Source organism: Bacillus pumilus (assembly GCF_038738535.1).
GTDB lineage: Bacteria > Bacillota > Bacilli > Bacillales > Bacillaceae > Bacillus.
On record NZ_CP046128.1, the window covers coordinates 2,061,176 to 2,075,145 of the forward strand.

12 protein-coding genes and 1 other annotated feature are annotated in these 13,970 nt (G+C 42.7%); of the genes, 5 read left to right on the forward strand and 7 right to left on the reverse strand.

The window, feature by feature from the left end; all coding sequences use genetic code 11:
- Nucleotides 1–3: 3 nt before the first annotated feature.
- Nucleotides 4–963, reverse strand: a complete 960-nt coding sequence (gene coaA / locus GKC25_RS10345) for a type I pantothenate kinase (protein WP_187703955.1) — start codon at nucleotides 961–963, stop codon at nucleotides 4–6.
- A 187-nt stretch (nucleotides 964–1,150) separates the two neighbouring features.
- On the opposite strand from coaA, the gene GKC25_RS10350 reads away from it, so the two are divergent.
- Nucleotides 1,151–2,479, forward strand: a complete 1,329-nt coding sequence (locus tag GKC25_RS10350) for a CoA-disulfide reductase (RefSeq protein WP_095285360.1) — start codon at nucleotides 1,151–1,153, stop codon at nucleotides 2,477–2,479.
- A 64-nt stretch (nucleotides 2,480–2,543) separates the two neighbouring features.
- On the opposite strand, the gene GKC25_RS10355 is transcribed toward GKC25_RS10350, so the two are convergent.
- Nucleotides 2,544–3,320, reverse strand: coding sequence for an SDR family NAD(P)-dependent oxidoreductase (locus GKC25_RS10355; protein ID WP_106037960.1), 777 nt, complete (start codon nucleotides 3,318–3,320; stop codon nucleotides 2,544–2,546).
- 12 nt (nucleotides 3,321–3,332) lie between these two features.
- Entirely contained in the window at nucleotides 3,333–4,283 is a 951-nt protein-coding gene (locus GKC25_RS10360) for an MBL fold metallo-hydrolase (RefSeq protein ID WP_034661196.1), read from the reverse strand.
- A 169-nt stretch (nucleotides 4,284–4,452) separates the two neighbouring features.
- Nucleotides 4,453–4,664: a binding site (T-box leader), on the forward strand.
- Between the two features lie 41 nt (nucleotides 4,665–4,705).
- On the opposite strand from GKC25_RS10360, the gene proC reads away from it, so the two are divergent.
- On the forward strand, nucleotides 4,706–5,533 hold the full coding sequence (gene proC / locus GKC25_RS10365; RefSeq protein WP_106037962.1) for a pyrroline-5-carboxylate reductase: 828 nt from the start codon (nucleotides 4,706–4,708) through the stop codon (nucleotides 5,531–5,533).
- A 46-nt stretch (nucleotides 5,534–5,579) separates the two neighbouring features.
- Here proC and GKC25_RS10370 read toward each other — a convergent pair whose 3' ends face one another.
- Together GKC25_RS10370 and GKC25_RS10375 are read right to left on the reverse strand one after the other, a co-directional pair.
- Nucleotides 5,580–6,062 carry a DinB family protein gene (locus tag GKC25_RS10370; protein WP_034661198.1) on the reverse strand — a complete coding sequence of 161 codons (483 nt, stop codon included), beginning with the start codon at nucleotides 6,060–6,062 and terminating at the stop codon, nucleotides 5,580–5,582.
- A 128-nt stretch (nucleotides 6,063–6,190) separates the two neighbouring features.
- A complete protein-coding gene (locus GKC25_RS10375) occupies nucleotides 6,191–7,804 on the reverse strand; it encodes a M20/M25/M40 family metallo-hydrolase (protein WP_187703956.1) in 1,614 nt (537 codons plus the stop codon).
- 140 nt (nucleotides 7,805–7,944) lie between these two features.
- Here GKC25_RS10375 and namA point away from each other — a divergent pair, with 140 nt between their 5' ends.
- Together namA and GKC25_RS10385 are read left to right on the forward strand one after the other, a co-directional pair.
- Nucleotides 7,945–8,961, forward strand: a complete 1,017-nt coding sequence (namA, locus tag GKC25_RS10380) for an NADPH dehydrogenase NamA (protein WP_095285364.1) — start codon at nucleotides 7,945–7,947, stop codon at nucleotides 8,959–8,961.
- A 120-nt stretch (nucleotides 8,962–9,081) separates the two neighbouring features.
- Entirely contained in the window at nucleotides 9,082–9,846 is a 765-nt protein-coding gene (locus GKC25_RS10385; RefSeq protein ID WP_034661201.1) for an alpha/beta fold hydrolase, read from the forward strand.
- A 47-nt stretch (nucleotides 9,847–9,893) separates the two neighbouring features.
- Here GKC25_RS10385 and GKC25_RS10390 read toward each other — a convergent pair whose 3' ends face one another.
- Together GKC25_RS10390 and rnz are read right to left on the reverse strand one after the other, a co-directional pair.
- Entirely contained in the window at nucleotides 9,894–11,201 is a 1,308-nt protein-coding gene (locus GKC25_RS10390) for an aminotransferase class I/II-fold pyridoxal phosphate-dependent enzyme (RefSeq protein ID WP_187703957.1), read from the reverse strand.
- Between the two features lie 139 nt (nucleotides 11,202–11,340).
- Nucleotides 11,341–12,270, reverse strand: coding sequence for a ribonuclease Z (rnz, locus tag GKC25_RS10395; protein WP_187703958.1), 930 nt, complete (start codon nucleotides 12,268–12,270; stop codon nucleotides 11,341–11,343).
- A 221-nt stretch (nucleotides 12,271–12,491) separates the two neighbouring features.
- Here rnz and zwf point away from each other — a divergent pair, with 221 nt between their 5' ends.
- The gene (zwf, locus tag GKC25_RS10400; RefSeq protein ID WP_106037965.1) at nucleotides 12,492–13,967 is read left to right on the forward strand and encodes a glucose-6-phosphate dehydrogenase; all 1,476 of its coding nucleotides are present in this window, start codon (nucleotides 12,492–12,494) and stop codon (nucleotides 13,965–13,967) included.
- The last annotated feature ends 3 nt before the right edge of the window (nucleotides 13,968–13,970 follow it).

A 13,970-nucleotide genomic window follows, 5' to 3' on the forward strand; every position in this document is an offset into this window, starting at 1 on the left:
TCTTTATACTCGGCGGATAGCAATCTCTTCCACCTTATGCTGATCACCTTTTTTCAAAATGAGATCGGCTCGATATTTTGTCGGTAAAATATTTTGATATAAATTAGGGCGATTGACGGTATTCCAAATCGTGCTTGCCATGTGATCTGCCTCTTCATCCGTCAAATCTTTGTATTGATGAAAGAAGGATTCAGGGTCTTGGAAAGCTGTTTCCCTTAGCAAACGGAACCGTTCTTCATACCATGATTGAATTTGCGTTTCAGCAGCATCTACATAAATTGAAAAATCAAAGAAATCTGATACAAACACACGCGGTTCATCCTTCAGATCATCCAGCGCTGGGGATTGCAGCACATTGATTCCTTCAATGATGACAATATCGGCATCCTCCACTGTTTCATACACCCCTTCAAGCCGGTCATAGGTCAGATGCGAATATACCGGTGCATGAACAGTTTGTTTGCCCGATTTTAATTCGTTTAAAAAAGACAACAAGGCTTTGACATCATAGCTTTCCGGGAAGCCTTTCTTTTCCATGAGTCCTCGATCCTTTAATTCTTTTTGAGGATACAAAAAGCCATCTGTTGTCACAAGACTCACTTTCAGCCCATCTCCAAGCCTCGATAAAAGCGTTTCAATGATACGAGCCGTTGTACTTTTCCCGACAGCCACACTTCCAGCAATCCCAATTAAAAAAGGGATTTTCGCATGATGCGGGTAGTTTAAAAAGGCATTTACATGCTGATTTTTTTGTTTTTCTGCAAAGACATGCAATGTCAGAAAACGAATAAGTGGTATGTAAATATCTTGAACTTCTTCAAGCGATAAATAGTCATTTAATCCTTGAAGTGCTCTCGCTTCCTCTTCTGAAACAGATACCGGCATATATTCCCCAAGAGCAGACCAAGCCTCTCTTGTATGGCGTGTATATAAAGTATTAAAATCTAGTCGCGTGTCACTCAAAGTCTTTCCCACCAATCTTCACTAAACTCGTAACCAAAAAGACGATAATCCGATTGTAGCTTAAAATGAAGGCGCTGTCTTTATTTTTCAACTAAAGTTTGCTTCTTTTGCGAAAAAAAGCATTAAAAAAAGGAAAATGAGGGTAAATAAGAGTATTCAGTTCGATAGATAGAAGGGAGCACACCAAATGAAATATGTGATGATTGGCGGAGATGCAGCAGGAATGAGCTGTGCTATGCAAATATATAGAGAGGATCCAGAGGCACATATTGTCGCTTTTGAAAAAGGAGAGATTTTCTCATATGGACAGTGCGGCCTTCCCTACTTGATCGGCGGTCTCATTGATCATCACAGCAAGCTGATTGCACGCAGCGCTGAAACCTTTCGCGACAAATATGGAATTGATGCTAGATGCTTACACGAAGTGACCTCCATTGACCCAAAGCAAAAAACGGTGTCAGGTCATCATACGAAAACAAAAGAACCATTTACCGAAAGCTATGACCGCCTCTTAATTGCGACAGGAGCAAGCCCCGTCACACTGGGTTTAGACAATCAGCCGCTAGAAGGCGTACACGTATTAAAAACCATTCCGCATGCGCTGTCCATTTTAGACCATTTAAAACAAAATATCACACATGTCACCATCATTGGCGGCGGGTATATCGGCTTAGAAATGGCTGAAAATTCAAAAGCGCTGGGAAAAAAAGTACATATCATTCAGCGGGGTTCAACACTAGGTCCGGGCTTTGACCCCGATATGGCAAAGCATCTGAAAGAAGAGGCGGATGCCCAAGGTATTCACGTGACACTCGGGGAAACCGTGCAGACATTAGAGGGCGAGTCACATGTAACAGCTGTTCAAACAGACAAACAAACCATTAAAACGGATATGGTCATCATGGCCATCGGCGTCACACCGCAAACATCCTTTTTAGACAAAACAGGAATCAAGCGGCTTCCAAATGGCGCCATTGTTGTAAACGAATACATGAAAACCAATGTAAAAGACATCTATGCTGCCGGGGATTGCGCAGCAACTTATCACCGCATCAAACAATCACTAGATTATATTCCGCTCGGCACAACGGCGAATAAACAAGGAAGAATCGCTGGTTTTCATATGACGGGAACAAACCGGGCGTTTCAAGGCGTGACTGGAACAGCAGTCATGAAATTTATGAGCATGACAGCGGGACGAACGGGCTTATCAGAAAAGGAAGCACAAGCAGCTGACATTCCTTATTCCACCATCACCATTGACAGTACGGATCACGCTGGATATTTTCCAGATGCGCAGAAAATGAAAGTCAAACTGATTTACAGAAGTGATGACTACACCTTGCTCGGTGCCCAAATCATCGGAAGAAACGGTGTAGATAAACGGATCGATGTGATGGCAACAGCCCTTTACCAACAGCTGACCATAACAGATCTAGAAGATTTAGATATTAGCTATGCCCCGCCTTTTAACAGTGTGTGGGACCCGCTTCAGCAAGCGGCAAGGCGGAGATAAAAAGACGGTCACAATGGCGTCTTATCTCAAAAAAAGAAACCAGCTCACGACCGGTTTCTTTTTGTTATTTTTTCATCATCGCTTTGCGTGCTGCTTTTTCAAATAAAAACGGGAATAATTGATACAATTTACTGCCAGCGTTCATCCATCCAGGCAGATTAATCTCTCTTTTTTTCGTCATCATGGCGGATACGACCTTCCCAGCCACCTTGTCCGCACTAAGCATCATGAATTCAACATTCTTCACATATTCACCGCTGCGATCGGCGATGGTAAAAAAGTCAGTGGCGATCGGTCCTGGATTCACCGTGGTGACGTGAATGCCGAGGTCTGCCAGCTCCATTCTGAGGCTGTTTGAAAATCCAAGGACGGCATGCTTTGATGCCGAATAAATGGCTGATTTCGGGGTGGCAATCTTTCCTGCTTGGGAGGCAATATTGATAATATGTCCATGTCCTCTTTGTTTCATCTCTGGAATGACCTTTTTCGTGCAGGCGATTAAGCCAAACACGTTTACTTCAAACATCGACACCATTTCCTCAATGGACGCATCTTCAACGAGATCAAACGCACCAAAACCGGCATTGTTAACCAAAATATCAACAGCCCCCACTTCTTGATATGCGCGATCAACGTCCTCAAGGTGACTGACATCTAGCTGAGCGATGTGACACACCCCGCCAGCACTCATAATCTTTTCTTTTACACCCGTCAGCTTTTCGATTCGTCTTGCTGAAATAATGATTTCTGCGCCTTCTTCTGCTGCCAAGTACGCCATTTTTTCACCAATGCCCCCAGATGCGCCTGTAATCCATATCCTCTTTCCTGTTAATCTCCCCATGCGTTTCACTCCTTAGTTTGCCCTGTAATAGAGAATTCCGTCTTTTTGCACTTCTTCAATTTGCCCGGCTTCTAAGAGGACATCCAGCTGCCCAACTGTCTCCGACATCGTTAAAAATAAGGCCTCTTCATACAGCACTGGAAATAGCTTGCGGCAAAGATGAAAGGCAGTCATTTCTTTTCGTTTAAGCAGCTGATACATCGTATTTGCCCGTTTTTCTTGTTTCTTAAATCTTTCTTCGATCAATTCATGATGAGACGTGATGAGCTCACCGTGTCCTGGATAAATCGTCTTGATTGGCAGATGCAATAATCGATTGAGTGATGCTTTATATTGAAGCAGCGATTTTTGGCGTTCCTCCCCTTCAAACGGCGCTTCCATTAACGGGTTTGAGGAAATGGTCGTCAAAAGCAGGTCTCCACCAATGAAATGGCCCGTTGTTTCATCTAGAAAGGAAAGATGAGATTGTGCATGTCCCGGTGTTTCCATCACGAAGAAGTGTTCATGCCCTTTCAACCGATCGCCTTCTTTGATGACGTCATCTACATGTGCAGTACAGGAATATGTATAAGATTGCTTCACGATTCTTTCACACTCACCTTGACGAAGCGGCACACCTAACTGCTGAAAAAAGCGTTCCATAAAAGCAATTTGACGCTCTTTAAACACAGGGTCCTGGCTAATATACGGCTCATTTAACTCGTGTCCGATCACACGGACATGAGGTTTCATCAGATTTAAAAGACCGACATGATCTGCATGATGATGGGTCAACACCACTTGATCAATATCGTCTATCGATAAACGATGCTCTTGTAATTGCGCGACAAAGGCGTGCTCCGCCTCTTCTGTCATCGGCCCGCAGTCCACTAAGGTCACGGCTTCTCCTTTTAATATATATGCATGTACATCCCCAACAGCAAACGGTGTAGGGATGGATAATTGAATGATGTCTTCTTTCACTTTTATATGTCATCTCCTGCTTTTTGACTCATGGTTCATTGTAACTCTGTCTTCTTTATTCATTGTATCTTGCAAAAGGCAGACTGTCATGCGGTTTAGGCGGTCAATTTTTTTATCTGTCCCTATTGACACAAACTTGTCCACCGTTGCATAATGAACAACAAATATAAGATGCGCGATGACAAGGATTAGTAAGCAAAATAATGATGAAAGAGAGTGAGGTCCGCCGGCTGTAAGGCCTCACCGTCCTCTTATTTGCTGAACCTGCCCTTTGAGCTGTTAGGCAAACCTAAACGTTTCCCGCGTTAAGGGACTAGAGCTGAGTATGCATGTCTGCATGCTAATTGAGGGTGGTACCGCGAAAAACCTTTCGTCCTTTTCAGGCGAAAGGTTTTTTTATTTTCTACAAGGAGGAGCAGCTTATGAGTAAAATTGGATTTATTGGTGCAGGCTCGATGGCAGAGTCGATGATAAAAGGTTTATTAAAAAGCGGCATCATGTCAAATGAAGATATTATTGTCACAAACAAAACGAATGAAAAACGTCTAGAAGAATTAAAGGTGCGTTATGGGGTCAAAACGGATTTCTCTCGTTCTTTTATTTATGAAGAAGCGGATATTCTCGTATTTGCTTTAAAACCGAAAGATGCGGAAAGCGGGATATCTGATGTGCGGCCTCATTTACATGGGCAGCTGATCATTTCGATTTTAGCTGGCATCTCCATTGAAACGATTCAGCACTATGCCGGCGAGAAGACTGCGGTGGTTCGCGCGATGCCAAATACATCAGCGGCCATTCAGCAATCAGCAACAGGCATTGCCGTAAGTCAAGAAGTGACAGAGGATCAAAAGAATAAAGCAATCGAGCTGTTTGAAACGATCGGTCATGTGACGGTATTGGATGAATCACAGCTGAATGCTGTTACAGCTATTGCAGGAAGCGGCCCTGCCTTCATTTATCATTTGATTGAAGGAATGGAGCGAGGCGCCTCGGAACTTGGGATGGACCAAGCAACAGCGAAGTTACTCATTTGCCAGATGATTGCGGGCGCCGCCAACATGCTTCAAAGCAGCGGTAAAGAACCTGCTGAATTGCGCAAAGAAATCACAAGTGAAGGCGGAACGACAGAAGCCGGCCTGAACACACTTGCTGCCTATCAATTTGAAGAAGCCGTTGTCGATTGTGTCAAAACCGCAACAAAACGCGCAGCAGAATTAAACGAAATGTTTTCAGCAAGCACGTATAAATGATAGAGAAAAGCACCTGTTTTGATGACAGGTGCTTTTTTACATACTGCTAACGTTCACTCTTTGACATAATGGCTTTAATTTGATCCAGATGATGTTGTTCATGTAAAGCGATGGTTTCAGCTAATATCTGCACTGTCATCATCCCTTCTTCAGGATGCAGACCCGATTGCTCCCATGTATCCTTTTCTAATAGATGAAGTGTCTTGCTTCTTCTCTCTTTCAATCGTTTAATCAGTGCTTTGATCTCCTGCTCGTTATACCTTTCATAGCCTCTTTCCTTCACATATATTTCAGGATCATACGATTGAAAAGGCATCTGCTCATCTGATATCGCCTGCTCTATCCGCTCTGACCAGACTTCTTCTGTATCATACAAATGCCCTGCGATTTGCTTGATCGACCACTTGCCCTCTCCCAAAGATTGATCTAGCGTGTGCTCATCACATGTTTCCACTAGCTTTACTAGTTCACGAATACTTTCCTGAAGCGATGTAATGATGTCTGTTTTTGTTAATTTTCCAGTTTCCATTTCATCCTTACAATCTCCCTTCAAATAAATGTAAGTCTTATTCTTTATCATACTCTATCTAAGTCGATGGATCGTCTATTTAAAAATAAAAGCCCTATCATCACAATAGGGCTCTTCATCACATATACTTAATGTTTCTCTAATAAAGCATGAATCGCTGATTCTAGTAATTCTGGCAAAATGCCGAATGAGAACGGGATGTGCAGCCGCTCTGTCCATTTGTGCGGGTCCTTTCCTAATGGCCCCACGTTGATAACTGGAACGTAAAGTGCTCCCTTTTCTCCTTCCGGTAAAGAATAGCCTTTTTGATAAAGTGGCATATTGGTCGTGTAATGACCTACGTCCTGTTTTTCGAGCTGTAAGTAACTTAAATCAGACAATCCAGGGAAATATTTCACTTCTTCTATTTCAAGTCCATAACTCTTTTTTGCCTCTATTTGAATCCTCTTTAAAGTTGTTTGGATATGCGGATCTTCCGTTGAGGAAACCGCAGGATAAAATGGCGGACTATAAAATAGAACAATCAGCGGCCCTTCTTCCTTACAAAGCGTCGTCAGCTCAGAGACGATTTTGGTTGAAAAATCACGATCTCCAAGCTCACCTCGATTGGCGAAAGCATAGTTAACAATGCGTTCAACCTCCTGTTTACCTGAGCGTTCTGCAGCTTTTTGATACAGCTCATGATACGTGAGAACCGTAATCTTCGTATCAATCGGTGTAAAAGGTTTAAAGCGCTGAAACTCAGCTGTTTTCTGTTTGAGATTGGCCTCGATTTCGTCTGCTGCTTGTTTCGCAGTGTCATAGAGAAGCCCGTGCAGTTCTTCACTTGAACGATTCATCATCAGCACATTAAATAAAGAAACAGCTGTGTGAGGTGTTTGAACGGAATAGGCTTCTTTTAAGTCCTTTTGCATCAAGTTGGTTGGCGGCGGCGTGACTTCTCCGTCTACTTCCTCACAATAATCACTATTCAGCTCTAACAGCCGGTTTAATTCAGATACCATAAAATTCGCATTTAAGCCTGAGAATGGCTCTCCTACATGTGTTTCAATTCCTTTGCAGAAAAATCCGGCAAGCACCTTCCCTATACTGCCTGTATACATATAATGGTGTTCATCACCTGGATACTTTTCAAACATGGGCTCACTGTTTAAGCACGCGGTATAGTGAAGGTCATGCTTTTCCTTAAGCTCCTTTAGTTTCGGAACAGCTTCAAGCATTCCTTGAGAATTCACTTCTTCATCAGGGACTGTGACGAGCAGGACATTTCCATGAAAGGTTTCTGTCATCGCTCTTTCCAGCATAGAAAGCTGTACAGTAAGACCTGCTTTCATATCCATGGCACCTCTTCCAAACAACCAGTCACCTGAAGCTAGATCTTCTCTTGCTCTTTTTGGGAGAAGCGCACTTTTTTGAGAAAATGACGCCATTAACTCTTCTGGCTTGCATGCCATGTTTTGAAATTCACCGTAATCTTCTGTATCGACGACATCGAAATGACTAAGCAGTAACACGGTACGAGAAAGCGAACTGCGCTTTACAAGCGCCGTTAAATAATACCGGCCATCTTTCATCGGATGCAAAGCCAAATGATCAGGGTTCTGCTTGAAATAAGGCCGCTCCCTCAGCAAATAATATAAATATTCAGCTAACGCGACTTCTCCAGTTGTACCCGATATGCTTTCATACTGCATAAGAGCGGTGAGCAGTTCCTTTAGTTCACTCTCTGTTTGCCATTTCATCCCTTTTCCCCCTTTGTTGTCTCTATCTCTCCATTATACAAAAACGCGTATAAAAGCTATATTCTTTGAGCACCTTTTATGACGAAAGTTTGAATGGCTGTTATAATCGGCTATACAATTCCATGAGGAGGCGAAGGTATTTGGAAACAAAACTCTTTTCACCTTGGACATTAAAAGGTGTTACACTGAAAAACCGCATCGTGATGTCCCCGATGTGTATGTATTCATCCTATGACCATGATGGGAAATTACAGCCTTTCCACTTTACACATTATATTTCCCGTGCCCAAGGTCAGGCTGGCCTGATCATGGTGGAGGCAAGTGCTGTTTCTCCCGAGGGAAGAATTAGTGATCAAGACCTCGGTATTTGGAGTGATGAGCACATTGAAGGATTTGCTTCATTAAACGAACAAATCAAAGCATACGGAACCAAGACAGCTATCCAGCTGGCTCATGCAGGGCGTAAGGCTGAACTAGGTGGTGACATCCTGGCACCATCAAGCATTCCATTTGATGAACAGTCTAAAACCCCTGCCGAGATGTCTATCGATCAAATCAAAGATACCGTTCAGGCGTTTCAGGATGCAGCTGTCCGAGCAAAAAAGGCTGGCTTTGACATCATTGAAATTCATGGGGCGCATGGCTATTTGATCAATGAATTTCTTTCACCGCTGGCAAATCATCGAACAGATGACTATGGCGGTTCACCAGAGAACCGTTATCGTTTCTTAAGAGAAGTCATCGATGCAGTCAATGAAGTATGGGACGGACCATTATTTGTCCGTGTGTCTGCTTCTGATTACACGACAAAAGGACTTGATATTGCAGATTACATTGGCATTGCTACATGGCTGAAGGAACAAGGTGTCGACTTAATCGATGTCAGCTCAGGCGCTGTCGTACAGGCGAAAATCAACACATTCCCTGGCTACCAAGTGACCTTCGCAGAAAAAATAAAAGAAGGTGCCGGTATTCAAACAGGGGCAGTCGGTCTGATCACATCTGGTGTACAGGCAGAGGAAATTTTACGAAATCAGCGTGCAGACTTAATCTTTATAGGCAGAGAATTTTTACGGGATCCATACTTTCCAAAAACAGCTGCTCAAGAACTTCGTACATCTATCGAAGGCCCGCGTCAATATGACCGCGCTTGGTAAAAGCTCATAGAAAAAAAGGTGTCTATTTTTTGAAATAGGCATCTTTTTTGTTTTTAAGAGAAACATATCAGCCTTTTGTGCCGTCTTTTAGCTAAAGAACCACTTAGAGGAGATGGAAGAATGAACTCGGCAATGATTGAAAGAATGTATCATATAGATGGACATCATTTTTATACAAAACATCGTCAAGGCAAAAGGCAAGCCACCATTATCTTTGAAGCAGGCTACGGCATTTCGGGTGATACGTGGTCGAATATGGCCCGCGATATTGATCCTGAGCTTGGGGTTTTCTTATACGATCGATTAGGAAATGGAAAGAGCAGTGACAGCAGTGAAGGAAGAACATTGCATGATCTTGCAGATGATTTAGATGCGCTGCTAGAAGAAGCCAATATTCAGCCGCCCTTTATCATTGTGGCTCACTCATTTGGCTCTCTTGTCAGCCGGTTATGGGCAAGCCGCAGAGGAGATGACGTCATTGGCATGGTGATGTTAGACCCAGCAAGTGAGGAGCAAGAACAGGTCATCCTGCCGCTTTTATCAAAGGAAGAACGCACCTTATATATGGCGCAATTCAAAGGAGAATGTACGCATGAGGACTTTCAGCAAATGCTAAGTACAATGAAAGAGGAGCAAACCCATTATGGGATGATGCCGCTCCTTGTCATTTCATCAGGTAAGAGCCGATTGTTTCATCCAGCGCATGAAGCTTGGCTCAGACTTCATAAACGGATGCTGTCTTTGTCATCCCAAAGCGGATGGATTCAGGCGCAGAACAGCTCGCACTATATTCATCATGATGAACCGCATATTGTGCAGCTTGCGATCTATGATGTATGGTGCGCAGCCAAACAACCTGTTTCCTATTATCAAACAGCCAATTAAAAACAAAAACTCCTTGACTAGTTATCAGTCAAGGAGTTTTCTTTTCTTTATGCCGTTGGAGCAGACTGACTTTTTTTAGAAAGCAGCTTTTCAATGCTGACAAGCTGAACACATAATGTAAAGATGTCAATCGCTTGCTCTAGCTCTTCAAGTGTTGGGAACGTTGGCGCAATGCGAATGTTACGATCAAGCGGGTCTTTTCCATAAGGATATGTCGCGCCTGCACCTGTCATTGTAACACCTGCTTCTTTTGCCTTTTGCACAACAGCTTTTGCACAATGATCGAGCGTATTTAAACTAATGAAATATCCGCCATTTGGCTTGTGCCATTCAGCGATGTCTTTCCCGCCAAGTGTTTCATCAAGAATGGAAAGAACGAGGTCAAACTTTGGCTTAATGATCGCTGCATGTTTTTTCATATGTTCCTTCAAGCCTTCTGGATTCTTGAAGAAACGAAGATGTCTTAATTGATTGATTTTGTCTGGTCCGATCGTTTGAATTGATAATTGCTTTTGAGTGAAGCTCACATTGTCCGGGCTAGACGCCATCAGTGCAATACCTGAGCCTGGGAATGTAATTTTAGAAGTAGACGCAAACATAAACACACGATTTGGGTGCCCTGCTTCCTCTACTGCTTGAAAAATATCTTTTAACGTATCAGGCGTATCAGTTAGATGATGGACTGCGTATGCATCATCCCAAAAAATGCGGAAGTCGTCTGCTTTTGTTTTCATAGAAGCGAGGCGGTCAACAACCTCATCTGAATACGTAATGCCATCTGGGTTGCTATATTTTGGCACACACCAAATGCCTTTAATCGCTTCATCTTCTGCGACCAATTTTTCTACCTGATCCATATCAGGTCCATCAGCCTTCATATCGACTGTGATCATCTCTATGTTAAATAGCTCACAAATGGCAAAGTGACGGTCATATCCTGGGCTTGGTGCAAGGAATTTTACTTTTGGTAGCTTTCCCCAAGGTGTTTTGCTGTCATATACGCCGTGAGTCATGGCACGGGCAATGGTATCGTGCATCATATTAAGGCTGGAATTACCGCCGATGATGATTTGTTCTGGCTTCAGATTGAGTACATCTGCAAAAAATGTCTTCGTTTCAGGAAGCCCTGTCAAGCCGCCATAGTTTCGCACATCTGTGCCATCTTCAGCAGTCATCGCATCCTTTGATGTCACAACATCGAGCATGCCCATAGACAAATCGAGCTGTTTTGGTGAAGGTTTTCCTCTAGACATGTCTAAGTGTAAGTTTTTACTTTTATAAGTTTCGTACTCATTTTGTAGTGCTGCATATAGGTCATTTAATTCTGCTTCACTTAACGCTGTAAAACCGCTCATCTTTGATTGTGCCTCCCGTATTCTTCATAGTTTCATTCGTCATTTGTTTTTTCTTCACCATTTTACCACTACCTGAAAAAGAGAGTCATTATAAATATCAAAAAAATCACACAACTTTTTTTGACGATTCATCCAATTTTTACAGCGTGCGGTCAATGGAAAAAGAAAAGAAATCATGTGCAGCTTCTGTCAGCGGGAATATATCGCGGGCTTCTTTCAATAGTTGTTTCAGTGCCTCTTCTCCTTGGTAACGTGCACTAATATGGGTCAAAATTAATCTTTTTGCGCCTGCTTCCTGCGCCGTTTTCGCTGCTTGTTCTGTCGTGCTGTGATAATAATTGTAGGCTAGATCAGCATCTTCTTTACCGAATGTTGCTTCATGGACTAACACATCCGCATCTTTGGCAAGCCTTGTTATATTCTCGCATAAACGGGTATCTCCTGAAAATGCAACGATTCTCCCTTTTTTAGGGGGTTCCAAATAATCGGTTCCATCAATGATTCTTCCATCTTCGAGTGTCACGGTTTCCCCATTTTTTAACTTCTGATACAAAGGTCCAGGTTTTACACCGATTTCTTTTAGGTCTTCGGCTTTTAATGCACCTGGTACATCTTTTTCCACTACCCGATAGCCGTAAGCTGGAATACCGTGAGATACTCGTCTTGCTTCTACTTGAAAGGTATCATCTTCAAATATGATCCCTTCATCTATCTCTATGATATGCAGCGAATATGTCAAATGCGTTTGTGTAGCTGAAAGTGCTGCGTTCACAAACGCTTTGATGCCCTTAGGCCCATAGATTGTTAGTTCATCCTCTCCGCCTTGAAAGGATCTGCTGCCAAGCAGTCCTGGGAGACCGTATACATGATCACCATGCATATGAGTGATAAATATTTTCTCGATCTTTCTCGGTTTAATCGTTGTATGTAATATTTGATGCTGCGTCGCTTCTCCGCAATCAAAAAGCCACACTGCTTTTCTTTCTTCTAAAAGCTTTAGCGCAGTGCAAGTGACGTTTCTAGTTTTTGCAGGAATGCCTGCACCTGTTCCTAAAAAGAGCAGTTCCATTACTTTTCCTCCTAAAGCCGGTATACAATATCTTCATTCATATAGAATACATGAAGACAAGGTAAATGTGAATTCAGCGGAATTTTCGAAAAAAGTCAAACGAGAGCAGAAAAAGTCGAATCAAATGTTTGCTTTACGAACAATGAACCTTTAAAATAAAGAAAATGTACATACAATCTCGGTTTTTACAACAATGCTACGAATAAAGTGAGGTACTTTTCGTGAATACAGAAACTAACAATCCAAAAGCAGTCATTGTCATTTTTGGCGCAACAGGAGATCTTGCCAAACGCAAGCTCTACCCTTCTATACATAGACTTTTTCATAGCGGAAAGCTTGGTGATCAATTCGCCGTCGTCGGTGTTGGACGCCGTCCGTGGTCTCATGAGGATCTCAGAGCTGTGGTGAAAGAATCTGTTTCTTCTGATGATGCAGAAGCGAAAATAGAGGAATTCAGTTCGCATTTTTATTATCACGACTTTGACGTATCAAGCCCTGCTTCCTATCAATCGCTTAACACACTTTTAGCAGGCCTTGAAGATACGTACAGTATCCCAAATAACCGGATGTTCTATTTAGCGATGGCACCGGAATTCTTCGGAACGATTGCGAAGTTCCTAAAAAGTGAAGGCGTATCAAAAACAACCGGCTGGTCAAGACTTGTCATTGAAAAACCATTTGGCCATGACCTGCCAAGTGCCAAAACATTAAATGAAGAAATTCGAGATGCATTCTCTGAAGATCAAATTTATCGTATTGACCACTATCTCGGTAAACAAATGGTTCAAAACATTGAGGTCATCCGTTTTGCGAATGCCATCTTTGAACCCCTTTGGACAAACCGATATATCTCAAACATTCAAATTACATCTAGTGAATCATTAGGGGTTGAAGACCGGGCTCGCTATTACGAAAGTTCAGGTGCACTAAGAGATATGGTCCAAAACCATATGCTTCAAATGGTGGCACTTTTAGCAATGGAGCCGCCAATTAAGCTGAATACAGAGGAGATCCGCAGCGAAAAACGGAAAGCATTACGCGCTCTTCGTCCTTTCTCTAAAGATGAGGTCGATCAATTCTTTGTCCGCGGACAGTATGATGCTGGTACGGTTGATGGCCGCATGGTTCCTTCCTATCTTGAAGAGCAAAATGTAGACCCGAACTCAAACACAGAAACATTCGTTGCAGGGAAGCTGCTCATTGATAACTTTAGATGGGCCGGGGTGCCATTTTACATTCGTACAGGAAAACGATTAGAAAAGAAATCTACTCAAATCGTTGTTCAATTTAAAGACATTCCAATGAACCTGTACTATGGAAACGGAAATTCCATGCATCCAAACTTACTCGTCATTCACATTCAGCCAGATGAAGGCATTACCCTTCACCTGAACGCTCGCAAGCTTGATGGCGGTACGTATGCGAAACCGATTAAGCTCGACTACCAAACAAACTATAACGACATCATGAATACACCAGAAGCATATGAAAAGCTGATTCATGACTGCTTGCTAGGCGATGCAACGAACTTTGCTCACTGGGATGAAGTGGCGCTTTCTTGGAACTTTGTTGATCCGATTTCTGAAAAATGGGCAGAAAACAAAACATTAAAACCAAATTATCCTGCTGGTTCAATGGGACCAAAAGAAGCCGATCAGCTTCTAGAAAAAGACGGATATCATTGGTGGAATATATAAAAT